Source organism: Anaeromassilibacillus sp. An172 (assembly GCF_002160515.1).
Taxonomy (GTDB): Bacteria; Bacillota; Clostridia; order Oscillospirales; family Acutalibacteraceae; genus Limousia; species Limousia pullorum.
In genome coordinates this window covers 163,483-186,714 of the sequence record NZ_NFKS01000001.1, presented here as the reverse complement: position 1 = coordinate 186,714, position 23,232 = coordinate 163,483, and the positions used below count along the sequence as shown (strand labels likewise).

Here is a 23,232-nt window from a genome sequence, read left to right as displayed (position 1 = left end):
TTACACCTCCTTATAAGCCCATCATTTCTCTTACAACACGGTCTGCCATTTTGACGGCACCGACCAAGACGAGCATATTAAATACTAACTCACCGATATAGCTCCACACCATAGATACCGCCGCAGCGTTCGGGTCAACAGCAGGGGGCGAAGCCGCAAAGAGTGAGAAGATGATACAGGCAAGCACAATGATTGCACCCTCCAGACAGACGGCGGCATAAGACTTGATAAAGCTCTTGCCGACACTCTGGCTCGGCTCTCCCGCAAAAGTGGAAAGAGGGACGGGAGCGATTGCGGTATAGAGATACAGGCGAAAAAATCTTCCGTACACCGACATAATCATAATGAATGACAATATCGTGATGAAAAGTCCGCCGATGAGCGTAACAGCCCACAATGGAATGCTCTCAAAAAAGCCGCAGTCCTCAACAGCCGTGACAATCTCCTGCGGCAATACCGTCTGTGCAGCCGAGCCGAAACCTGCGGCGTTCATAATGGTTGATATTAAACCCTGCACAATGTTGAACAGAGCCATCATCAGTTCCAAACCATAGGTCACAACACCTTTTGCAAGGGCAAAGCGAATAAACAGCTTCAGAGCGTGTTCGGGCTTTTTAACCTCGGCAAAGCTGCCACAGGTTTTCATCACACCGATTACAAAGAAAAGGACAAGCAAGGCAAGTCCGATAGCCTGTACTGCGCCGTGAATATCTACTATGACATTCCAAATCGTCCCGCCTTTGAACTGCTCTGGAGATTGGGTAATGAGCTGCCATATTTCCGATAGCTTATCGTTCCAAGTCTTGAGTGCGTTCTCCAAGTTTTGCACAATCCAATTATCCGACATTCGACCACCTCCTTAGATAATTGGATAACGGGAGTAAATCCGCAAAGCGGATCTGCTCCCGTTATCTTGTCTTGTGTCAGTTCCTCATCAGCCTGTAATGAGGGTAAGGATTTCTTTGGCAAAAGTAATGACAACGCCGCCTGCAAGGGTCAAGAAGCCGTTAGCTCTCTGGGACGGGTCGTGGGATTTGAGGGACAGACCAATCTGCACCACGCCGAAGCCGAGCAAAATCATACCTACGGCACGGATTAAGCCGAAAATGAAGTCGGACAAATTATTGACTACGGTAAGAGGGTCGCTTGCTGCAAAGGCAGTCATAGAAGTGCCGACTACCAAAGCCGTTGTCATAACGGTCACGCAGTAAAAGCGGAAGCCCTTTTTTACCTTGCCAGACATTGGCAGCTTTACGGTTTCCTTGTTTTCGTTTTTCTTAAAAAGTTTCATAAATAAAAATCCTCCTTTAGATATTAAAGATTTCTTCCAAGTCCTCATTGGAGAGAAGTTCATAGGAAGTGCTGACAGCTTTTACGCTTACGGCGTTCTTCGGAATATCGCTGTCAAACACAAGGGTTGCGACAGCCTGTGTCGGCTCACCGTGGATATACGGCGGTTTACCTCCATCGGTTGTCAGCCTTACATTGGGGTGCTTCATAATGTCGTACTTAAAGTCCATTACAGGGCGTTCCCCACGAACAAAAAGAAGTGCGTAGCGGTTATCAAGCATACGCACTTCATCGGGTGTCATCAGCTCACGCCCTGAAATTTGATAGTTGGTTGAGTAGCTGCCGCTTCGACCTTCGCTCTTTCCGTAAGTGTTCGTATCAATCGTTTCCTTGCCCAAAAGCTCCGACACATATTTGTGGGTGCTTTGTTCGTTGCCGCCCAAATACAGAAAAGTATCGCAGTTGCCGACTATGCTTTCCCATTGCTTTTCAAAAAGAGCTTTGAGCTGCGCCAGATTTTGCAGGATAATACTGACCGACACACCTCTGGAACGCATAACGCTCAAAATCTTATCGAAGTCATCAGGCAGGCTCACATTGGCAAATTCGTCCATTATGAAATGGCAATGCACAGGCAGGCTTCCTCCGTATTTGTGGTCTGCCAGATAGAAAAGCTGCTGAAATAACTGCGTATAAAGGATACTCACGAGAAAATTAAAGCTCGTGTCGTTATCGGGAATGAGAGCGAACAAAGCAACTTTCTTTTCGCCCAAAGAGGGCAGGTCAAGCTCATCGGTGGCGGTAAGCCCCGCAAGGCTTTCAAGGTTGAACTTTTCAAGCCTTGCGGCAAGGGTAATCTGGATACTCTTTAAGGTCTTAGCCGAGCCTGAGTGATAGTCCCTGTAATACTTCAGGGCAATATGCTCTGGGTTTACCATTTCCAGACGGTCAAACAGTTCGTCCAGAGGGCTTACATAGCTGTCATCGTCCTCACGGACTTCACCCGCACGAAGCAGCTCCATTACCATCGGGAAGTTTTGCTCATCGGGCGGTGCTTCATATTTCAGATAGAACACCAACGCCAACAGAAGCATACTTGCCGCCGTATCCCAGAATGGGTCTTGCGACTGTGAGCCTTTCGGAGTGGTCGCCTTGAACAGATTGGTCACAAGCCTTTGCACATCATTGTCATTCCGCAGATAAACAAAGGGATTGTAACAATGGCTGCGGTGCATATTGATAAGGTCAAGGACACGCACCTCATAGCCTTTCTTTTCAAGCAGTCCGCCCACATCTCGCACGATTTCGCCTTTCGGGTCTAAAATTACCATTGAGGTGTTGCATTGCATTGCGTTCGGCTTACAAAAAAACCTCGTCTTTCCTGCTCCAGAGCCGCCGCACACAAGGATATTCAGATTTCGGCGGTGCTTTTTCCCGTCTAAGCCTATGCGGACATTCTGGGTGAGCAGCTTATTTGCGGACGGGTCTTTATCACGGTATTTCTTGTTCAAAGTCCCCGCATCGCCCCATTTAGCCGAGCCGTGTTCCTCACGCCTGCGGTAGTTCCTGCGTGTAGAGAAATAAATGCCGATACCCATAGCGTAGGCAAGCAAAAAAATAAGGACAGTCTTTACGCTGTCCTCACACACCGTTATTTGAAACGGATTGCCCATTGCCACGGGCAGACCTCGGATTATTTCAACTAAACCTCCACCCACATAGGGTGCTGTCATCAAGGCAAGCCATATAACAGGAACAATACCGCAGACAGAAAGGATTAAGCCCGTTTTTTTGTCATCGTTCCTCATTGCACCTGCACGGAACAACCTTGACCTTTCTGGTCGGTGCGTTGGCTACCTTGTCAATCAGCTCATCAACAGGCTCGGTGGGGCGTTCCTCCTGTATCTGCCGATTTCTCAGGTTGTTGAGCGCATTGATAACGATATTTTTATCGTACTTATCAAGTGCGATATGGTATCGTTCTTCTTTCATAAGCTGCACCTCCGATTAGCGTTCCTGCTCTTTATTCCTTGCAGACTTGTTTTTCTCCATACTCTTATACATATCGTTCTGCATTTCACCCAGAACATCACGCATTGTACCAAGCTCTCCCTTAAATACCTGCGTATCCATTCCGTCATACTCTCTGGGCAGTCTGGAAAAATCAAAGCCTTTGGTATCCACGCCGTAACGGGAGCTTACCATATAGGCAACGCAAAAGGATTTGAAATCGGAAGTATCACGGCTCTCATTATACTTAAAGTCATAAACCGCCGCAGATACTTCCTTTGCCATACTGATAAACAGCACTTCCTCAGAGAGTCCCTTTTTGACAAAGATAGTCTGCTGAGAGCTGTCATAGTAGGCAGGCAGTTCCAAGTCATCAACGGGAACGCAAGGCACGGGGCTTGTGTCAATCAAAGCCGATACAAGCTCACGCATAGATTTCTGCTCCTGCGGCTGCATTCTTTCTTTTGCCGATGTTTCGGAAATGTCATATACCACTTTGGCGTTATAGGAAATACCTTTTGTACCGTCATCACGGGTATATTCCTTGCTCGGCTCAAGGATAACAACTTTCTGTGCGTCCTTGTTCACATAGACACGGCTCTGCTTCCAAGTGTTGTAGTCTTTAAGCTGTGTCGCTTCGGGCATCTGTGCCGATACCAAAATAGCGTTTGCAACCGAGTAACGGTCAAAACGCCCTTGCACATCAAGATACTGACGGAAGCTGTCGCCGCTTATCATCATTTCAGCGCAGGTGTTGTCAATCAGCTCATAGGCTTCCTTGCGCTGCGCCTGTTTCTGGGCTGCCCATTCCGCTTTATCAAACGGTTTGCTGCCGCCGTTAAACACATCATAAATGCTCATTCTGTTTTACCTCGTTTCTTTAGATTTGGGTTTCTTTTTCTTTCTCTGGGGCTGCTTATGCTCGGTCTTGCCTGTGGGCTGCTTCTTCGCCCTGTCAGAAGCAGAGCTTTTGTCCAGGGCAGAAGAAGTATCCGCTTCCTGTTCTTTTCGGCTTTCCTTGATTTTCCGCAGTTCCTCTCTGACGGACGGTTTTTCGTCCTTAGTCATAGTAGCCCCCTCTGCGGACTTCTTTGGCTGCTCTGAGATAGGCTCGGACTGAGGGGATTTTTCGGTCTTTGCCAATGAGGGGTTTTGAGCATTTTCCTCCTTTTGGATAGGCTTACCCATAAGCTCATCGAGCAGCTTGTCTTTCTCGGCTTTTTCCTGTACGCCGATGTCTGGCTCTGGCTGACCTGTTTTTTCATCTTTGGATTTTTCTGCTTCGGTCACAATGGTATCGCTTTCTACCGCTGCCAGCTTGAAGCGTTCCACAATACGGCTGATTTTTGCTGCGTCTTCTATCGGAGCTAAAATATCCACTTCCGCCTTTGGGTCTTTATTTTTTCGGTCAACCATAGCATAATAAAGAACGCCGTATTTTTTTGCTTCCTGTGCAAACTTTCGTAAGTCATCATTTTTCAAAGTATAAATCTTTAACGGCTTTCCTGAACGGAGCAGATTTGTAAGTCTCGCTTTACCTTTGGTTTTCTGTTCCTCTTTTAGAATGGAGTATAACAGAACGGCAATATTTTTTGCTCCTGCACCTGTAATTTTAACGGCGACCTCAAAGCCCTCTAAACTCATACGGACAATCTGTTCAGCCGCTTCGCCGCTTGTATTCATTCGTCATCAGCTCCTTTCGTTGTTGTTCTTCATCTGCCCGTATGGTGGATAACTTTTCTTTGAGAGCAGCGTTACGGGCTTCGATACTCTCGCACAACTTGACCTCCTTTCGTATAACGCTCAGGCGTTTGGATAAATCGGAAAGCTGTGACCGTATTGCTTCCTTTTCTTCGCCGCCTGTTTTGCGGGAGATAGAATAAAGTTCCTTGCGCTTTTGAAGCAGGTCGGTTTTTTCCGTTTCCAAAGAGCCTTTATATGACAAGAGCTGCTCTACCGTATCAATGCGATTACGGCATAGCAGCCTTGTTTCCTGTGTGATAGCTTCCATTTTCATTAAGTCGTCTTTCAAAAGATAATGAAGCCTTGCGTAATTCTGTTTTTTATTTTTAGGCAGGATACCGAGCTTGTAACAGTAGTGCAGATACAGCCCCCGCAATCCGCCGATTTTTTTAGCCCCCGTTAGAGAGCCTTTGACACGGAATACCTTGACCGTCCTTTGCGGCTCGGTAAATCTGGAGAACTTTACGGCGTAGGAGTTTTCTGTGATACGCTCCATAATCCTCTCGTTGGTATATTCTTCTCCGAGCTTATACAGCCGCTTCGGGCGTTTCCACCCCTTACCGATGACCGTCCAATATTTGCGGTTTGGGTCAAAGCTCACACGGTATCCCATTCAGCCATAATGCGGTCAAAGTCTTTCAGCGTGAATGACTTGCTGATAGCTTCGTCCACCGCCTGCCGTGTAACATTATCCCTCGTGGGCATACCGTTTTTCTCAGCCTGATACAAAGCGTATGGCTTTTTCTTTCCGCTTGGGTGTTCAATGACGGACAGAGCATATTCACGGCAAAGCTCATCGGAACGCTGTCGCAAAAGCCGCAGGTTTGCTTTGTTGTCGTGGTAATGCTTGCCGTCCGTAAAGGATACGGAGTTTACGACAAAGTGGTTATGCAGACAGTCGGTATTTAGGTGAGTGGCAACGATAACCTGAAATCTGTCGCCCCACATCTTTTGGGCAAGTTTTACACCGACCTCGTGCGCCTGCTCTGGCGTAACCTCACCGTGCTTAAAGCTCTGGAAACCGTGATAGCAGACAATCTCGCTTTCATCGTTCCATTGCGCCTTTGCAATCATCATTTCATCTCTGGCGGTGGTCGGGTCGCAGTTTACGCCTGTGACAAAATAACGCTGCTCGGTCTTATCCTTGTTGGTGGCATATTCCATTACATCGACCATAGCCTGCAAATCCGCTTCGGTGTATTTGGGGTTAGCTGTCTTTTCGGGATTTTCCGCATAATCTATGGGGTGGTCGAGCCTGCCACGCACATCCCATATTTCGCAGACTGCCATTACGGTGCTTTTCTTGGAAGCAGATATTTTTTTCGGACAGCGATTTGAAACTCGTGCCACCTTTGCGCTTCCTCTTTCAGCATCGGAGCGTCCACAAAGTTCAGGGCGTTGGCTTTCGCTGCAAGCTGATTGATACGGTTGCCGATGGCGGACAGCTCACGCATTATTTTGTAAAACTCTGGGTCAGGCTTTTCGCAGAGCCGATAGCCTTTTACCATTCCTCTCAGGAACGCTTCTTTGGAGCAGCCTGATTTTTGAACGAGAGAGTAGAGCTGTTCGGCTTCCTCCTCAGTCAAGCGGAAAAGTATCTGCACATTTCGTTTTCGCATTTTTCACTTCCTCTCTCTCGGCAAGTCGGTTTATCTGCAAGCAGCACATAATCACGATGCCAGTCAGACCGCCGAGCATTACGCCGATGATGAAAAATATAAACTCAATCATTCTTAAACTCCTTTCTGCCTGTGGGGTATTAGGGGTTGCCCCCTAACAAGCGAATTTGGATAACCAAATTCAGTGCTTGGTAAGACATTACTCGTTGCACTCGTCCTCACACATACATTCTCCGCACACGGGACAGAAGTACGGACAGTCCGAACAACATTCGTCCTCGTTCCCTTCTTCTTCGTCGGTATCTTCAGCACCGTCCTCGCAAGACTCGTTGATTTTGGCTTCACCGCAGATAAAATCCTCATCGGTAAAGTTGATAAGGTCGGTATCGAACAGGATAATTTCGGTCTTTGCCTTTGCCTGTTCTGCGCTTTCAGCACAAACAGAAATGGTCTTTTCATAGTGGGCAGTCAGGGTTACATCATACTTTTTCAATGGTTATTTCCTCGCTTTCAACATTTAATTTTTTGGTTTGTCGTGTTATTCTTCGGGTCAAAATCTGCGGACAATCAACGGGCATCACTCCTTTCACGGCTTGAAATCGGTCTTGCAATTCCCAGATAGGACAATAAAAAATCGTTGAAGTCCTTACCGACAGGCGGCGGCTCATCAACGATTTTGTAGTCTTTCTGCAACAGTTCTTTGAGGGCGGCGGTACACAGCCTGCCCGTTTTGTCGTTATCCAGATGCAGAAAAATAGTATCGATATGAGGATTTGCTTTCAAAAATGTGGTCAGGGCTATGGGGATTTTACTATCTTTAATCTCTTTCTTGGGCTGATACACACCCGAAAGAGAGAGCAGGTTTTCCGATTTATAGTCTTTTCCCTCACACTTTAGATAGGTGGCGTAGGACAGCAAATCAATGGCGGCTTCAAATAAATGCACGGTATCAGTCGGTTTGTCTGCCAGAAGCCGAAACGAATACCGTTTGTCGCTGCCCGATGCGTCCCCCTTAAAAGAGCTTCCTATCGTACCACGGTAGGCAGCGTACTTGGGCGTTCCGCTTTCGTCCTTTCCGATAAATACAACATTGTGATACTTAGAGCTTTCAAAAATCGTGCCGTCCGCAATACAATCCTGTATGAGTGCAAGGTCAATCCCACGCCCGAAAAGGTACTTGGTCACACGGTTGTAGTCCTTGTTTTTCGGCGGCAGGAGCAGCTCCTTCGGCTCATCTTTGGGAGCAGGGGCGGGCGGCGGCTTCCAGTCCGCCGTGACACCCGTAAGCAGTTCTACGGCTTCCACAAAGCTGTACTCCTTAACTTTGATTAGATAATCAAGGGCAGAAACGCCGCCGAAACCTCTCGACCACCAATACCATTTGCCGTTGGAAATCTTCAAGCTGTCGTGTTCTTTGGTGCAATATACATTGCCTGCCACACGCTTCAGGTTGTTCGGCTCATACCGTTGCAGATAGGACAGCAAGTCCATTTGCCGTGCCTGCTCAATCACGGCAGGGTCAAGCTGCACATAGGGTCTGTTACTTCTCATTCAAATAAATCACCTCCTTTACAATAGAAAAAGCCGAGGAATTTTCCGTTAAGAAAACCTCTCGGCTATGTAAAAGCGGCATCAGCTTCACGCCAATGCCGCAATGGGTTAGAGAATACTTAGCTTTTTAAGGTAGCTGACGCAATCAATACAGCCTTTGAAATAAACCTCTTTCAGCTCTAAGTTTGCTATTTCGTTTTTGCATTTCAGCACTTCACTCAAAGCGGTACATTCTTCCGCAGACAGCTCGCAGGGTCTATCTACATCAAGGACGGCTTTCACATTGGGGTGCTGTTCGTAGAGCATTTTTATCTGCTCCGTCAGCTCTTTATACCTCGTTTCGGAATGACAAGCTGTGCTTGTTTTGCTGAGATAATCGAAAAAGTCAGTATCGTATTCATCAAGAAATGTGCTGAAGCTCAAATCCTTTGCCATCTAACCACCTCCAAATTTCATTTCACAGCCCTATTATACATCTCGAAAAAGAGCTTCACAAATGTGGAAATCTGATTATCTCTCACGATTTGCACATTTTCTTTCGGGCTGTTCCTCAGTTTCTTCTGGCTCTGCGTCAAGTACGGCAGGGTCTTTTTTATCCAGATTTAGCTCGATGTTGAGAGCGTTCAGCCGTTCCGACTTTTCTTTCAGTTCTTCCTCAAAGGTAAACGGCTTTTGTACCTCGACTTTTGCGGTTTCAAGCTGTTCGATTGTTTCCGCCAGTTTAATCTGTGCGGCTTCCAACCGTGCGGGGAGCTTGGCAAGCTCGTTTTCAATTCGGGTCAGGTTTCCCAGAGGGTCAGAGCCTAATTCCACCTTGTATTTCGCTTGCCCACAGAGGTTAAGGCAGTAATGAGTACCCACCGTATCATAGAAAATCTCCATTTTGAAGCCACGATAAGAGCCGATTTCGATAGGTGCGGACAAGGGATATTCCTTGCAAATCGCAAGGAGCATTTCACCTGCGGCGGCTTTTTCGGTGTAGCTGATACCACGCAATGTCATCGGACAGAACTTTTCCTCGCCCTGCGGCTTGTGCTGTTCGGTAAGAGCTGTGTCAGCTTGGTAGCAGACAATGCGCTGTTCATACTCCGCAATGGTCTGAGGAAAGTGTTTGAGTATCCTGTCCTCAAGGTCGTAATGCTCGGATAGATAGCTTTGTTTCAGCACTTTGAGCTTGGAAACCTGAATGTCTAAGTCCATTTTTTCCTTAAAACGCTCGTCACCTGTGGCAAGCATTTTGACCTCCGCAAAGGACAAAGCAACCTCGTCCACATCTTCAGCAGAACGGACAGGGCTTTTGCTCGTCATTATCTGGGATATGAATTTCTGTTTGCTTTCTACCAACTGATAGAGATAAGCGTCAAAGGTCTGCTCAGTTACATAGCGGTAAACCTCAACCTCTGGGAACATATTTCCCTGTCTTTCAATACGCCCTTGCCGTTGTTCAAGGTCGCTCGGTCGCCACGGACAGTCCAAATTGTGAATGGCTATGAGCCTGTCCTGAACATTCGTGCCTGCGCCCATTTTTGGGGTAGAGCCTAACAATACACGGACTTCGCCGCTTCGTACCTTTGCGAACAGTTCTTTTTTCTGTGCGTCTGAGGTCGCTTCGTGGATAAACCGTATCTGCTCGGCAGGGATACCACGGGCAACCAATTTCTCACGCACATCATCGTAGATGTTGAATGTGCCGTCATTCTTCGGAGTGGAGAGGTCGCAAAACACAAGCTGCGTAGCTTTTGTGTCGGCGTATTTCTCCCAGATACGGTACACATTGTCGATACAGGCGTTGACTTTGCTGTTCGGGTCATCTGGCAGCATCGGGTCAATCATTCTCTGGTCGAGAGCAAGGTTGCGCCCGTCATTCGTGATTTTGAGCATATTATCAACATTCGGCTCTACAAGCCTTGCCCTGACTTTCTCAGCTCGCTTTGCAAGAGAAGCTACCATTTCGCTTTGTATCTCGCTCGGCTTTGTCTTGATATTGTGGTAATTGACTTTCGGCACGGGGAGTTTTAACATATCGGCGGTCTGTATATCCGCCACCTCACGGAACATCAGCATCAGCTCTGGCAGATTAAAAAACTTGGCAAAGCGTGTCTTGGCTCGGTAGTTTGTACCCTCTGGGGCAAGCTCCAGAGCTGTTATGGTTTCTCCGAAGGTTGAAGCCCAACTGTCAAAATGCTGCAAGCCGTTTCTTAGCAAAGTATCGTACTGCAAGTACCGTTGAACAGAATACAGTTCTACCATTGAATTGCTGATAGGCGTACCCGTTGCGAATATCGTTCCTCGGTTGCCTGTGATTTCGTCCAGATAACGGCACTTCATAAAGAGGTCGGAGCTTTTCTGTGCTTCGGTCTGGGCAATGCCGCCGACATTCCGCATTTTCGTGTAGAGGTACAAGTTCTTATAAAAATGGCTCTCGTCAATGAAAATCCTGTCAATACCGAGCTGTTCAAAGTCGATTACCGTATCCTTGCGCTTGGTATCGTTGAGCTTGTCGAGCTTTGCTTTTATCCCTTTACGGGTTTTCATAAGCTGCTTGACCGTGAACTGTTCGCCCTTGCTTGCCTTCACATCGTCAATCCCACGCTCAATGTCATCGAGCTGCCGTTCGAGCTGTTCCCGTTGCCGTTCAATACTCATCGGGATTTTTTCAAATTGACTATGCCCGATAATGACCGCATCGTAGTCGCCTGTGGCAATGCGGGAACAGAACTTTTTACGGTTTCCCGTTTCAAAATCCTGCTTCCGTGTCACAAGGATATTGGCGCTCGGATACAGCCGCAGATACTCGGAAGCCCACTGACCGACAAGGTGGTTGGGGACAACGAACATCGCTTTATTGCAAAGTCCGAGCCGCTTGCTTTCCTGTGCGGCGGCTACCATTTCAAAGGTTTTTCCCGCACCTACCTTGTGGGCAAGGAGCGTATTGCCGCCATATAGGATATGAGCGATAGCGTTTACTTGGTGCGGTCTTAGTGTGATTTCTGGACTGATGCCGCCGAAAGTAATATGACTTCCATCGTACTCACGGGGACGGACAGAGTTAAAAGTATCATTGTAATACCTGACAAGGCGGTTTCTCCGTTCTGGGTCTTTCCATATCCAGTCCTGAAACGCCTGCTTGATGACTTCCTGCTTTGCCTGCGCCGCCGTGGTTTCCTTTGCGTTGAATACTGCCTTTCTGTTTCCGTTCTCGTCATAGACATAATCGAAAATACGGGTGTCACGGAGATTTAGAGTATCCTCAATAATGCGATAGGCGGAAGCCCTCTTTGTACCGTAGGTGCTGTCCGCCTTTACATTCCCGTAATCGGAACTCTTATTCTCAATAAACCAGTCGCCGTTAATCGGCGTGTACCGTACTTTGATACGGCTTGCCGCAGAGCTTGACGGAGTTAAAAGCTCCATTACAAACCTCTGAATATCCTCCTGCGGTATCCAAGTCGTACCCAGACGGACGGAAATTTCAGCCGCCGACAGGTCTTGCGGTATGACCTGCCTTAATGCCTGTGCGTTGACCGCAAACTCTGGATTTTCCTTTGCTGCGGCTTCGGCGGTTATGAGTTTGGCTCTTACATTGCCAGACAAATACTCATCGGCAGTCACATACTGAGCTGGCTCGGCTGCGGGGATACGGAAGATAACGCCCTGCAAGTCCTTTATGATTTCTTCTTTCGGTTTGCCTGTGAGCTGTTCCATATAGGGCAAGTCAACACGGGCTTTTTCACCGATAGACAGGGCAAGAGCTTCGCTTGCGGTTTCAACGGAAGTGATTTCACGGTGGGGCTTTATCGTCCTTTTCGTGAACATATCCGCTTTTCTTTTGAAATTGCCCTCATCGTCAAGCACCTCCAGAGAACACAAAAGGAAGTAGCTCTCGTCCGACGCAAAAGCGAGATAGTTTCCTCGGCTGTTGATAAGTCCGTACTGCTGCGTAAAGCTGTCATACAAACGGTTTAGATTTTCCTGCTCGGTGCGTATCAAATCATCTGGGTAATCCTCTGTCTGATACTCTATGAGCTTTCTCACGCAATCACGGATTTGGATAAGTCCCTTAATGCGGTTTTCTGCGGTAACAGACGCCGCCGCAGGGGTCATACGGTCATTTTCTCTGAAATAAACCTTGCCGTCCACCAGCGCATACGAGAAGTTACGCACATTCGGGTCGGCGGGAATGGAAGCGTCCTGCCCGTCAGAGATTTCGTCAATCTCGCTTTCGTACTCTGGGATTTCTCCCTGAATGTTCTGGACGGCGTTATGAAGCAGCTCCGACAGAGGTATATCCTGATAGGCTTTGCAGGCGGAGTCAAAACCAAAGCGTGTGCTTTCCATTTTCATCTCGCCTAAAATCATCTCTGGGTGCTGCACAAAATAGCTGTTCATCGTAATGCCGTTCTCATCGGTATCAAGGTGTACCCAATCTGGCTCGATGTCTGCAATGCGGTCACGCTTCTGCAAAAAGAGAATGTCACTTGTAACCTCTGTGCCTGCGTTTGCTCGAAAAGTGTTGTCGGGCAGTCGGACAGCTCCGAGCAGCTCGGCTCGCTGGGCAATATATTTGCGTATTTCGGGGCTTGCCTTATCCATTGTTCCCTTAGAGGTAATGAACGCAACGACACCGCCTGCACGGACTTTATCAAGAGCCTTTGCGAAAAAATAATCGTGAATAAGGAACTTCTGGGCGTTGTAACGGCTGTCGTTGACCTTAAAATCGCCAAACGGCACATTGCCGATAACCACATCAAAGTGGTCGTCTGGGAGCTTTGTTTCTTCAAACCCCTGCACGGCAATATTGGCTTTCTGATAGAGCTGCTTTGCGATTTTTCCCGTAAGAGGGTCGATTTCTACACCGTGGAGCTTTGAGCCTGCCATCGTATCGGGAAGCAGTCCGAAGAAATTGCCCGTTCCGCAGGACGGCTCTATGTTCTTACTGATTTTGATACAAAAGAAAAAGCCCTCTCCGGGGCAAAAGCCACCGAAAAAGGCTTGAAATAAGGGCTTCCGAGGTCGTGCTCTGACTTTGGAAGCCCTTGTTTTATGTGTTCAGTTGTCCTGCTGCCGCTCGATAATGTGGCGGAGTGACAGCCTTGCGGTGTAGTGATTTTGGAATAATTAAAAGGTGGGGCAAAATTAAAAGGTTCAATCTGCTTCAAGAAGCTCTTTCAGTGTTTTCCCTTCAGCATCTTTCCAGAGTGCATTTCCACTTAAGGAAGCACCACCAACAAATCCGGCTGCTGATGAAGGACTGGAAAGCAGTACATCAGCTATTAAGATTCCATTGCTGTCAATCTTATCCTCATACTTCTTACGGTCCTTTATCGTTCTTTCGGGGCAACTTTTGGTCATGGTAGGATTGATTGTACTGCCTTTCAGCACAACAAACCCATCGCTTGTTCTTTTGCCGGAAGCCTTGCCTTTTCCATATTCCATGTATAGGACCGGTTCTGTGTCAGCGGATTCTGCAGAAGGCGCAAACGGCTCAAACACCTTATGCCCAAGAGTGCCCATCACAATTTTCGCATAGTCGATAAACTCTTCAAGTTCGCTCTCTGTCTCCTCAGTTATATTCCCCGGATTGGGGTCATTTCCGTTTTTAACAACATAACGACCTGCTTCAATCGCCATATTACAGAAGCGATTTTCAAGATAGCTTATCTCCGTCGGCCCGAAAGAGTTATTTGTCGTAGTGAACATGACTGCCTCAGTCCAATAGTCAATGGAGTTATGTGCCTCCTGCACTCGCAGAAGGAGCCCCTTGCCATTTTTACGAACTCCTGCCTGGCCTATGTACACCACGGCATTATCTGCCTTATCAGTTCCAAACAGGAAATACACGCCACTCTGTTTGAGAATATCCAAATCTTTGCACTTGTCCAAAGCAGTACGAGGGATTTTATATGCAATCCCGGTCCAGTTGGCCAAGGAGCATTTAATCCTGCCGCTCGGCTCTCCATCCATCAAAAATAGTTTTAAAGTCTTACTCCTTGGCATGGTATTTCCCTCCTTCTCCCATTACTTCCCAATCAAAGCCGCAAACTCCGAGTCAAATTCTTTCATGCGGTTATCCTGATTGAAGAAGTGGAGTCCCCAAATCTTGTAGTCGTTGTCGTCCACAAAGATGGTGGCTGGCACAGCCTCCGTCCTTAACTGGAGCAGGAATTTTTCTTTCCATGCATCCTTTTCGAGAAGCTGCGTACCTTTCGGCTCGATAAAAATCTGGAGTTGCTCAAAACCGTCCGTCTTATCCCTCTGCAGGAAGAGAACATAGTCAGGCTCAAAACGCTCACCATCCTCGAACGAATAAATGTGGAATTCCCGCTCGTTTCTGATAAGGTAGATACGATTATACATTTTTCGTAACTGAGCAACATACCCTCGGAAGTAAGCAACAAATGCCTTCTCTTCCGATGTTCCGTAGTTATCAGTATAGACAAACCAGTCCTCAGTCGAGAGGTCGATTTTCCAGTCGCTCTTCACAGATGGATCGTTCTGCGATATACCAATTCCGCCATCATGAGGATCGGTATAGTTGACAGTCTTGTTGCGAAAGACATCTCTGATATTTCTCGCCCTAAATGTCTTTGTGCCTCTATAGGTTTCTTCAATGCCGGAAATAGAACCGGCGATTTTGCCAAGCACATAGAAAACTGCAGCATAGAGCGTTTCCATAGTCGGATGCTCATCCTTGCTCTGAATGTCGATACGGACAGCACCGAGATACTCATCATCGGTGATAAACTGCCTCGTGGATGAGACATTCGGAAAATAGGAACGCAGGGTATTAAACTTGAAAATCGGATATTTCATCAAAGCCTTGTTAACAATTGCATAATTGATGGCTGCAATTTCCTTGATGGTCATATGAGCCGTTTTTAAATCAATAACAAGGTCGACTCCCTGCGAAGTTTCCACCATGACAGAATCAAAGCCGGATGCTCCCGTCGCAGCTTGGAAACGGTATATGTCATCCCGGACGGTCGGTGTAAGACCGCGCACATCTTTTCTATCTTTCACCTCTCGATCATTCAAGAAGATCAGGCCTTGCTGGTATAAGTCGGTGCCCTTAAAATCATCCTTAAGGACATACTCACGCTGCACGATCTTGTCGGTATCCAAACCAATCTCACGAAGGGCATTACGCAGCTCCGTCACATAGCGATGGTCATTCTGGCAATGGTAATAGAGCGTCTCGCAGACACGCAGTTCACAGGTTACGTCCTCGTCATATTTTCTTTGAAACTTCGGCTGCTCATCATCAAGCTGAAATGGACAGTATCTTGCTCCACGTCCAATCAGCTGTGCTTCCGCTATAGTGGCGGGAGCTATTTTTTTGCCGCTGGACTGTCTCGTTTCATAAAGTCGGACAATATCAAACAGGTTCAGGACATCCCAGCCTTCATCCAGCTTCTTGACTTCAAAGATTGCACGGTAAGGATTGTCCGCATCTTCAAGAGAATTCAAAAGAATCTGCTTCTGCGTGGCATCCTTATCATCATTTACGGAAACGCAATGCTCCTCGGAAAAGTCATCACGAAGCTCCGCAGCAAGCGTATCAAAAGAGATACCGTTGTTAGCGAAGTAAGCAAAGGCTTTGTGCATGACCTCATTATTGACAGCAGTAGAAAGACTGCGCAGCTGTGCGCCGGTCAGCTTTTTCACCGTTTCAATAAACTCAGCCATGAAATCCTTGCTGTCAGCAATCTTCGCAGCCTTAAAAAGCACAACAGGCTTAATCCCAAGACGATGATCCTGAAATACCTTCAAACGATATTGACTGAGGACAAGTGCTTGCAAAGCCCTCTCCATGACGGTCAGATCGGAACGCAGCGTGATGATGTCCTTGGAATACCTGTCGCCATAAAACTTTGCCAGGGCATAGTCGAATATGATCTTGTTCTCATAAGCCGCACGAATCGCGGGGTTTGCGAGGTCGCAGGTCGCCGTAAACTCCAGCAGAATGTTTTCGGCATTTCGGTTGAAAATATTCTTTACAGTCTGCTCCCAAGAATGGTAACTCGACTCCTCATCTGCTGACATTTTCTTTTTAGTATCAACATTCAAATGGTGCGCCTCATCGGAAATCAGAACGACCTTCTGTTCGTCAAAGTCATCAAAGGACATACCATTTTCCTTTGCCATCCACATATCCATATGGAGTCCCTGTGTAGTGGCAAAGCAGATGTTGATGGCATCCTGGTCGGAATACTGGAAATTGTTCACCTGGTTGATGCGGATGCGTTCCCCGTCCAGCACAATCTCATCTGCAAAAAGATACTTTGAGGATACCGGATTGCAGAAGTTCTCTCGTGTCTTTTCGACAATGTTTGAAAGGTTGACAAAGAACAAGAAATTCCGATATCCCTGTTTGTAGAGATACAGCATCAGTCCTGCCATAATCAGCGTCTTGCCGCTGCCTGTCGCCATGTGGAAAAGCACCTGCGTAGGCCTCGGACGGTTACCACTCTCAAAATGTGTTATGAAGTTTTCAAACGCCTGCTTCTGATACGGGCGCAGCTCGAAGTTTGGGTTCAGATTCTCCGGAATATAGGAAGGGAGAACGGCACTGCTACCGTATTCACGCAAGGCATCTATTTTTTCGTATAAGAATGCCATAATTATCCCTCCCTGTAAAAGCTCCTCGTAAACGCCTTGTCCTCATCGGAGATGCCAAACTCCTCATCATCAATATCGCAGTAGTTTACATACAGAAGATTCTTATCCAAGATCTCCATCAAGAATCGTTTCTTGTCATTCAGCGAGAGCGCAGCGTAATCATCAGCAGCCGCATCAATATCAGCCGGATTTACCTTGTAACTGATAAAGCCGGACTTTACCATTCTGCCGTAGATGTCGGACAAAGTAGTATCATCAGTAGAAGCTTCTATTTCTTCCACAATCGTCTGGTTCAGTTTTGCCAGTTCGCAGTAAACGAAGGAACCGCCGCCTTGCCAGTCAACTTCCTTAGATATGCCGCCGTCCTCGCCATCAACTACTCTTTCGAGACGTTTAACGATAAATGTCTCGATATAGTCCATCTGCTCACAAAGGATATATTGCCTTTTCATTTTGTGAGCTACAGCGGCCGACGTACCGCTTCCTCCGAAGAAATCAAGAACGATATCTCCTTCCTCAGTGGAAATATCATAGATCTTTTTTATTACCCTTTCCGGCTTTGGAGTTTTGAACAGATCGCTTGTTGTTACGCCCGGGTAGAGCTTCTTTTGTTCATACTTTGCCTGCCGGGTATGACCTGTTTCTTCAATATCAACCCACAAGGGCTCCTCACATATATCCCACAAAGTTGAAGGCGGCAACCCTTTCTGCTCATTAAGGTATGTTCTACGGATGATTCCTGTTCCAGATTCATTGAATCTTATTTCCCCCGTGGCCATTCTCCTTGCGAGTTCTTCTTGGTTCCATCTCCATCCATTTGCTGGTGGATTGATAATATTGCCATTCGGAGCGGTAATTGTATACCGTAGATTAGGCCGAGGGTTCGGTGAATTTACAGGGTTGCCATCGAACCACGGTCCACGCGGATCGTTATCTGGATTTTTGTAATGTTTAGCTTGACCTTCAGTTCTATCCAGCTTAAAACTTTCCCAGCCTTCATTGCGAGAATAGACAAGAATATAGTTGTGATCCTGTGAAAACTGCTTTGCATCATTGTTGCTATTATCGCAGTTTCTCCAAATAACAGTTTGTATGTATCTTTCCCTGCCAAAAATATCATCCATAAGAACCTTCAAGTAAGCCTGTTCGTTGTCATCACAAAAAACGAATATTGTACCGTGCTTTGACAGCAATCGAAGCGATATTTCCAGCCTTGTTTTCATAAATGTGAGCCAAGCAGAGTGGTTAAAGCTATCGTTATATCCGAACCCGCTATTGCTCGTGTTATAAGGTGGGTCGATGCAAATACACTTGATCCTTCCTTCATAGCGTTTTAAGAGCGATGAAAGGGCAAGTAGATTGTTTCCCTTTATAACAAGATTATCATCATCGGTAATCGAAGATGCAGAGACGATTCCTTCCTTTGAATACGACTTTGCAGAAGCGAGAACCTTTGGAAAAAGAAGCCTATCAACCTCATCGGTCGCTAATGCTTCGTTATAAAAAATCTCATGGCGCTTTTGATCTTCCGTTGTTTGACCGCCTTCCAGAATGCAATCTTTGTAGGGAAAAACAAGTTCCACCTTACCAGATGCAGAAATCAGCGCACCAGTCTCATCGGCAAGCCCAATCTTATTCTTGAAACGGGTATAACTATCCGGCAGAAATTGCCGATTGTTGATTATCCAGGCAAATCCCATCTTGTCAAAGACTTTGACGCCATCGACTTCTGCGAAGAATCGAGTGCGTGTCTCGTCATTCGCAAGAAGGAGACGGATAAGTCCCTCGTCCATCTTCATTGCAGCCTCATAGACCGCATTACGTAGAAAAGTGCCATCCTCGGCAACAAATCTCTCGTCTGATTTTAGTACCGTCAGCACGGTTTCGTAAAAATTCGCCATCTTATTCTTCTCCTTCATCTATGAATAGCTCCGGTACATTGTACTGGATTTCTTCGGTGTCTCTTCTCACCAGTTCATTTGGACACTCCAGTAATGCCGTTTTAAGCAGCTTGGGATTGTCCGGAGTTCCTCGTACATACGTATTAGCATTTTTTCGGATATACTCCGTTGAGTCTCGCTTAAAACCGCTCCGCTGCAGAATGATTCGCAGGCGGTTTGTTGTCCCATACTCCACAAATTCATACCAGTCGTTCGTGAACGGTTCGTTAGGATGCTGACGCTTGTATTCCTCCGAAAATTTGAGGAAGTAGTTTGACAGCCGGAACAGAAGTACATCCTCGATTGCCTCCAGCGTATCGGCGATGATTATGTTCTTGTGTTTCTGAGAACCGTCAAATGGTTCCCACTTGTTGTAGTCAACTTTTACCTCTCGCTTTTTCTCATCGTAATCATCTATGCTTCGTCCGATGATGTAGCTGAGTCCATGTCCCTGCATCCATTGGATTAGGAGAACGGTATACCATGTCAGTTTGGTATAATTTCTTCCTTCTCCGGCTCCGAGAGTTCGATTTTCGTAGATGCGCCATTTGAACGCCACAGCCAGTTTGTTGAGGAATGCCAGCGTCTCGTAATAATCCGCTCCGCGTTTCGAGTCTTTGATTTCTGGGTAAGCCAGTCCGTCGCGGATGAGTTTTTCGATGCCCTGTATCTGGTCATACGAGACATTGATATCATCCTCAGGCTTTTTCTCTGGTACGGAAAACTGCTCCCGGATTTTTGACTCAGTCTCAGATGTCAGGTAAGGGGCAAATTCCCGCTTTATCCGGCTGTTCCTGCCGTCTACAATATCCCCAACAAGAATCAGCATCGTTTTTCGCATCAGCTCGTAGTTGTCTTCACTCTGGTTCTTCTTGGACTTGTGTATTTCTACGCTGCCGGAAAGAAGCGTGTCTACTATTAGCTTTTTCTGGTTCGAGTTTAGCTCCGCTTCTATGGATAGTTTCTGCGGCGGCACATCGTCCTTCAGCAAATTCTCAAACTTCTGTAGATCTTCTTCTCGTTCCTGCTTTTGAAGCCGGACGATAAAGACATTGCCATATAAATTGTACTTAGCGCGTCCTACACGCCCGACCAGGTTCTTGAAGTCTACCTCTGAGAAGTCACTCCTGCCTTTCTTATAGCTTGTAATAAACAGGTTCTCCGCAGGTAGATTTACTCCCTCCAACAAGGTGCTTGTGCAGAACATTGTCTTAATAAGACCTTCGCGGTAATAATCCTCAAGCTGCATTCTGATATTTGCCGGAAGATAACCGATATGGTATGCCACGCCTCTTTCAACCAATTCAGCGAGATAGTACTCCTTATGGACATCGTTGCGGATTGCCTCCGCAAATGTCTGTAGCTTTTTATCGCCGATCGGCTCCTGTGTGTCCGCATAATCTCTTGCAAACTGAATGGCATCATTCTTTGATTTGCAATAAACGATGTTGTGCCTCTTATCGCCGATTCGGGCAATCACCTCACTCAACGAGTACTGGCGACTCATTTCGTGTAACAATATAAATTTCTTCGAGTATGAGTCGAAGACGCGAATATTGCGTTCCCACAAGTCAACGATGTATTTTAGCTGACTGACAGGAGCATATCTGCACGCCACGATAGATCCTTCTCCAATGGTCGATTCTCCCATTGACAATGTATCGAGATAAATTCCCGGATTCGGAATGTTCGGCGATGCAAATATAATATGTGCGTTGCTATGCCGTTCTCCTAACTTGTTGATGACCTTGTAATAAAATGCACTCCTCTTATCTCCAGAAGATATTTTATGAGCCTCGTCCACAAACAAATAATCAATCTTAAGGTCAGGATCATCAATCAGAATATAAAGCATTCGCTCCGGTGTTAGAACGAAAATATAATTATGCTTCGTCTCTAATGCCATCGAGCCAGAGGATGTCACAATACGGTAATCTGTCTCTTTCAGTAGAGTGGTGAGACTCTCGATCAATTCACTTGTAACCTCGTTTATCAATGCCTTCGTAGGGATGAGCAAGGCGAAATTTTTCTTTGCACCATCCACAATCTGCTGCTTAATAAACGCACGCATCATAAAAGATTTCCCCATAGACGTGGGCGCGGAATAGCTGAAATAGGGTCTGGACAGGCTGTCGTATATCTCTTTTTGCGCAGGAAAGAAACGAGCCCCGCCATCGGACGGCACAGACAGATAATCCATGTTGAAGTGCATGAACACACGCTCGAGCAGAGAGGCATTTTCAAAATCTGGTGTCAGTTTATTCATGCCGAGGAAATTCCCCGTACTGGCAAGGACAGAACCGAGATAATACTTCACCTGCTCATCTTTAGGATACATATCGTAAAGCAGTGCTACCATTTCCTGCGCACGAGTCTTATGAATATCCGACAGGTTTGTGCCGCATGATTTTGAAAGCACATCTGCAAAGGTCAAAGCATCCCCAATGTTAACAGGCTGTTCCTCCATCTCATCCAAATGGAACAAACGCCTGGAATAGTTGATAAGGATATTGTGATACAGCTTTTGCAGATAAACGTTATCATCTATTCTCGAAAACAAATGCTCCCCGAAGGTGACATCTCTAAAATCGCTCATGCCTGACCTCCTCCGGATTGCAACAGCTTGTCCATGATATCTTTTTTGTCCTCGTCCGCATCAGCGAAGGGTAGCAAATAGATATACATAGAGTAGCCGTCAAGTCCATACTGCGTGATTTTCGATTCAATGAATAACACATTGTTTTTGATGTCATTTCTGACCTGCTCAAACACATCGTCCTGATATTCGTTTACTGGTTTTCCGTGTGCGGATACTCCGTTCAAACTATACCCCACGAACATACCAAACGCTGTGGCAGGCTTTTGACCGCCCGTTTCGGAAGGCAGGATTATTGCTTCAAGCTGATCGTAAATTTTCGATGGAAAAGAAGCCGCAAATATGTTTGATTCAACAAATCGCCGCTCGTCCTTCTTTCTATTCTTTAGTTTTTGTGCATCCGCAAAGGCTGAGTCTATTGCTGTTTGCAAATTCCCGTTTATCATTGATGTCCCGAGAATGACCTGACTAAAAGGGACTGTTTCATTAGCGGTAAGAAGGTGGATACCGGAACTTTCGCTCGTCATAAAACCGCCGTGATTTCCTATTTCGACCTTGCTCATTAATTTAGGAGCTACGAGAACCTGCTCCAGGAATATGTACAGCAAGAGTTCTCCGAGCTCATTGCCAGTCGGTAATTTCCCGTCAGCGATGGCCTTTTTGATATACGCTATTGCGTCGTAAGCAAGTGCAGAAATCTCATCATCTTCCATGTAAGTCTCAATCTGAGCCCTGGAATAGACGTAATACCCGATATTGTTACGAAGGTGTCTCCACAGACCATGATAGTCAAAATCAAAATCATCAAACTTCAAGCAAAAAATCTGAAGGTCGTGTTTTGCGGATATGGAAAGTGTCTCGCTTGATACGGGCGTAAAAACCTTGTCAAATTTGCCCTTGCTCGTCAGGGGGATTGCTGCCGCAGTTCTTGGTTTTGTTACTTCGTAAAATTTAATGGTATCTGCCATCAAATTGTAAGCTGTATAGAAATTCTTCTTGATAGATTTAGTGAATGCAGCCTCTATCATGTTATCTGTTTTTGCGACTGCATAAATGAACACATCTGTCAGGAATTCAGAGAGTACGAACTCATTTTTATTCCTAAGATCATTCTTGGTGAGGTTGCCGATTGTACCAAGCTGTGTAGAGTCGGCAATTGTGGCATCTTTCAGAATGACATTTTTCAATGCAAGCACAGCATTTTTCTTACGAGCCTCTTCCATTGCAGGGATGATGGTCTGAATAAAATACCGTTCGATTACACGGGCATCCTTCTTTAGAGCCATTTGCATAACCTCGGTTGGCAGGTTCTGGCTTGCAGAGTGAATCTTATTGAAATTAGTATATGAGTAAGTAACCTCATACCCATCGGCTGATGTATATGAAAAGACTGTAGAACCTACCGGACATAGCGACAACATGATTTTTTCGCAGAAGGGATCAAACTTGCGCTCTGCGGGAATAGCGCATGATGTCATAATTCTTACATATGAGCCAACGCAAAGATGCTCCATTTGATTACCTCCTTCTGCTATAGTTCCATTCACTTCAAATTAATCTTCTTTAATCACATCAACGATATCGCCTATATTACAATCCAAAGCTATACATATTTTCCCGAGAACCTCCATACTCACCGCTTTGTTTTTCCCCATCTTGGCGATGGTAGATGATGTGATGCCGGTTTTTTCCATCAGATCTTTTTTCATCAATTTTTTGTCTATTAACAGTTTCCATAGCTTATTGTAGTTATATTCCATCGGCGATCCTCCTTGCTTTAATGTACACTGATATCGTCAATAAAATATTATAGCACATACCTTCGTGTTTGTCAAGCCAACATTGAGAACGTTCGTGTTTAACT

19 protein-coding genes and 1 pseudogene are annotated in these 23,232 nt (G+C 46.2%); all 20 read right to left on the bottom strand.

Annotated features, from left to right (window positions below; all coding sequences use genetic code 11):
* Window positions 1-10: 10 nt before the first annotated feature.
* The 20 genes and pseudogenes from B5F08_RS00845 to B5F08_RS00755 all read right to left on the bottom strand — a co-directional run bounded on the left by B5F08_RS00845 (window position 11) and on the right by B5F08_RS00755 (window position 23,128).
* A complete protein-coding gene (locus B5F08_RS00845) occupies window positions 11-847 on the bottom strand; it encodes a hypothetical protein (protein WP_087375939.1) in 837 nt (278 codons plus the stop codon).
* An 87-nt stretch (window positions 848-934) separates the two neighbouring features.
* Window positions 935-1,291 carry a glutamyl-tRNA amidotransferase gene (locus B5F08_RS00840; protein ID WP_087375938.1) on the bottom strand — a complete coding sequence of 119 codons (357 nt, stop codon included), beginning with the start codon at window positions 1,289-1,291 and terminating at the stop codon, window positions 935-937.
* 16 nt (window positions 1,292-1,307) lie between these two features.
* Window positions 1,308-3,098, bottom strand: coding sequence for a VirD4-like conjugal transfer protein, CD1115 family (locus B5F08_RS00835; RefSeq protein ID WP_021425625.1), 1,791 nt, complete (start codon window positions 3,096-3,098; stop codon window positions 1,308-1,310).
* Window positions 3,085-3,282, bottom strand: a complete 198-nt coding sequence (locus B5F08_RS00830) for a hypothetical protein (RefSeq protein ID WP_032521084.1) — start codon at window positions 3,280-3,282, stop codon at window positions 3,085-3,087. Before B5F08_RS00830 ends, B5F08_RS00835 begins: the two co-directional genes overlap by 14 nt.
* A 15-nt stretch (window positions 3,283-3,297) precedes the next feature.
* Complete coding sequence (locus B5F08_RS00825; protein WP_087375937.1) at window positions 3,298-4,161, bottom strand: hypothetical protein; 864 nt, start codon at window positions 4,159-4,161, stop codon at window positions 3,298-3,300.
* Between the two features lie 6 nt (window positions 4,162-4,167).
* On the bottom strand, window positions 4,168-4,983 hold the full coding sequence (locus B5F08_RS00820) for a PcfB family protein (protein WP_087375936.1): 816 nt from the start codon (window positions 4,981-4,983) through the stop codon (window positions 4,168-4,170).
* On the bottom strand, window positions 4,958-5,656 hold the full coding sequence (locus B5F08_RS13720) for a hypothetical protein (protein ID WP_242968158.1): 699 nt from the start codon (window positions 5,654-5,656) through the stop codon (window positions 4,958-4,960). Before B5F08_RS13720 ends, B5F08_RS00820 begins: the two co-directional genes overlap by 26 nt.
* Entirely contained in the window at window positions 5,641-6,393 is a 753-nt protein-coding gene (locus B5F08_RS13715) for a relaxase/mobilization nuclease domain-containing protein (RefSeq protein ID WP_242968156.1), read from the bottom strand. Before B5F08_RS13715 ends, B5F08_RS13720 begins: the two co-directional genes overlap by 16 nt.
* Entirely contained in the window at window positions 6,333-6,662 is a 330-nt protein-coding gene (locus B5F08_RS00810; protein WP_087375935.1) for a plasmid mobilization protein, read from the bottom strand. Before B5F08_RS00810 ends, B5F08_RS13715 begins: the two co-directional genes overlap by 61 nt.
* On the bottom strand, window positions 6,622-6,774 hold the full coding sequence (locus B5F08_RS00805; protein ID WP_087376002.1) for a DUF3789 domain-containing protein: 153 nt from the start codon (window positions 6,772-6,774) through the stop codon (window positions 6,622-6,624). The genes B5F08_RS00810 and B5F08_RS00805 overlap by 41 nt, the downstream gene beginning before the upstream one ends.
* A gap of 87 nt (window positions 6,775-6,861) precedes the next feature.
* A complete protein-coding gene (locus B5F08_RS00800) occupies window positions 6,862-7,155 on the bottom strand; it encodes a hypothetical protein (protein ID WP_087375934.1) in 294 nt (97 codons plus the stop codon).
* A 74-nt stretch (window positions 7,156-7,229) separates the two neighbouring features.
* On the bottom strand, window positions 7,230-8,213 hold the full coding sequence (locus tag B5F08_RS00795) for a DUF3991 and TOPRIM domain-containing protein (RefSeq protein ID WP_087375933.1): 984 nt from the start codon (window positions 8,211-8,213) through the stop codon (window positions 7,230-7,232).
* 108 nt (window positions 8,214-8,321) lie between these two features.
* Window positions 8,322-8,648, bottom strand: a complete 327-nt coding sequence (locus B5F08_RS00790; protein ID WP_087375932.1) for a DUF6664 family protein — start codon at window positions 8,646-8,648, stop codon at window positions 8,322-8,324.
* A gap of 75 nt (window positions 8,649-8,723) precedes the next feature.
* A pseudogene (locus B5F08_RS00785) lies at window positions 8,724-13,142 on the bottom strand (helicase-related protein); the annotation flags it as partial.
* 216 nt (window positions 13,143-13,358) lie between these two features.
* Entirely contained in the window at window positions 13,359-14,210 is an 852-nt protein-coding gene (locus B5F08_RS00780) for a GIY-YIG nuclease family protein (RefSeq protein WP_055158938.1), read from the bottom strand.
* Window positions 14,211-14,231: 21 nt separating this feature from the next.
* Window positions 14,232-16,832, bottom strand: a complete 2,601-nt coding sequence (locus B5F08_RS00775; protein ID WP_055158940.1) for a DEAD/DEAH box helicase family protein — start codon at window positions 16,830-16,832, stop codon at window positions 14,232-14,234.
* Between the two features lie 2 nt (window positions 16,833-16,834).
* Window positions 16,835-18,751 (bottom strand): DNA methyltransferase, encoded by a 1,917-nt coding sequence (locus tag B5F08_RS00770; protein ID WP_242968154.1) that lies wholly within the window; start codon window positions 18,749-18,751, stop codon window positions 16,835-16,837.
* The gene (locus B5F08_RS00765) at window positions 18,735-21,368 is read right to left on the bottom strand and encodes a DEAD/DEAH box helicase (protein WP_055158944.1); all 2,634 of its coding nucleotides are present in this window, start codon (window positions 21,366-21,368) and stop codon (window positions 18,735-18,737) included. The genes B5F08_RS00770 and B5F08_RS00765 overlap by 17 nt, the downstream gene beginning before the upstream one ends.
* Entirely contained in the window at window positions 21,365-22,882 is a 1,518-nt protein-coding gene (locus tag B5F08_RS00760) for a HamA C-terminal domain-containing protein (protein WP_204245142.1), read from the bottom strand. Before B5F08_RS00760 ends, B5F08_RS00765 begins: the two co-directional genes overlap by 4 nt.
* A 39-nt stretch (window positions 22,883-22,921) precedes the next feature.
* Complete coding sequence (locus B5F08_RS00755; RefSeq protein ID WP_055158947.1) at window positions 22,922-23,128, bottom strand: helix-turn-helix domain-containing protein; 207 nt, start codon at window positions 23,126-23,128, stop codon at window positions 22,922-22,924.
* Between the last annotated feature and the right edge of the window lie 104 nt (window positions 23,129-23,232).

What these genes read in the sequence shown, in the direction of transcription:
- B5F08_RS00845 (WP_087375939.1), bottom strand. Translation starts at nt 847, where the DNA reads ATGTCGGATAATTGGATTGTGCAAAACTTGGAGAACGCACTCAAGACT.
- B5F08_RS00840 (WP_087375938.1), bottom strand. Translation starts at nt 1,291, where the DNA reads ATGAAACTTTTTAAGAAAAACGAAAACAAGGAAACCGTAAAGCTGCCA.
- B5F08_RS00835 (WP_021425625.1), bottom strand. Translation starts at nt 3,098, where the DNA reads ATGAGGAACGATGACAAAAAAACGGGCTTAATCCTTTCTGTCTGCGGT.
- B5F08_RS00830 (WP_032521084.1), bottom strand. Translation starts at nt 3,282, where the DNA reads ATGAAAGAAGAACGATACCATATCGCACTTGATAAGTACGATAAAAAT.
- B5F08_RS00825 (WP_087375937.1), bottom strand. Translation starts at nt 4,161, where the DNA reads ATGAGCATTTATGATGTGTTTAACGGCGGCAGCAAACCGTTTGATAAA.
- B5F08_RS00820 (WP_087375936.1), bottom strand. Translation starts at nt 4,983, where the DNA reads ATGAATACAAGCGGCGAAGCGGCTGAACAGATTGTCCGTATGAGTTTA.
- B5F08_RS13720 (WP_242968158.1), bottom strand. Translation starts at nt 5,656, where the DNA reads ATGGGATACCGTGTGAGCTTTGACCCAAACCGCAAATATTGGACGGTC.
- B5F08_RS00810 (WP_087375935.1), bottom strand. Translation starts at nt 6,662, where the DNA reads ATGCGAAAACGAAATGTGCAGATACTTTTCCGCTTGACTGAGGAGGAA.
- B5F08_RS00805 (WP_087376002.1), bottom strand. Translation starts at nt 6,774, where the DNA reads ATGATTGAGTTTATATTTTTCATCATCGGCGTAATGCTCGGCGGTCTG.
- B5F08_RS00795 (WP_087375933.1), bottom strand. Translation starts at nt 8,213, where the DNA reads ATGAGAAGTAACAGACCCTATGTGCAGCTTGACCCTGCCGTGATTGAG.
- B5F08_RS00790 (WP_087375932.1), bottom strand. Translation starts at nt 8,648, where the DNA reads ATGGCAAAGGATTTGAGCTTCAGCACATTTCTTGATGAATACGATACT.
- B5F08_RS00780 (WP_055158938.1), bottom strand. Translation starts at nt 14,210, where the DNA reads ATGCCAAGGAGTAAGACTTTAAAACTATTTTTGATGGATGGAGAGCCG.
- B5F08_RS00775 (WP_055158940.1), bottom strand. Translation starts at nt 16,832, where the DNA reads ATGGCATTCTTATACGAAAAAATAGATGCCTTGCGTGAATACGGTAGC.
- B5F08_RS00770 (WP_242968154.1), bottom strand. Translation starts at nt 18,751, where the DNA reads ATGAAGGAGAAGAATAAGATGGCGAATTTTTACGAAACCGTGCTGACG.
- B5F08_RS00765 (WP_055158944.1), bottom strand. Translation starts at nt 21,368, where the DNA reads ATGAGCGATTTTAGAGATGTCACCTTCGGGGAGCATTTGTTTTCGAGA.
- B5F08_RS00760 (WP_204245142.1), bottom strand. Translation starts at nt 22,882, where the DNA reads ATGGAGCATCTTTGCGTTGGCTCATATGTAAGAATTATGACATCATGC.
- B5F08_RS00755 (WP_055158947.1), bottom strand. Translation starts at nt 23,128, where the DNA reads ATGGAATATAACTACAATAAGCTATGGAAACTGTTAATAGACAAAAAA.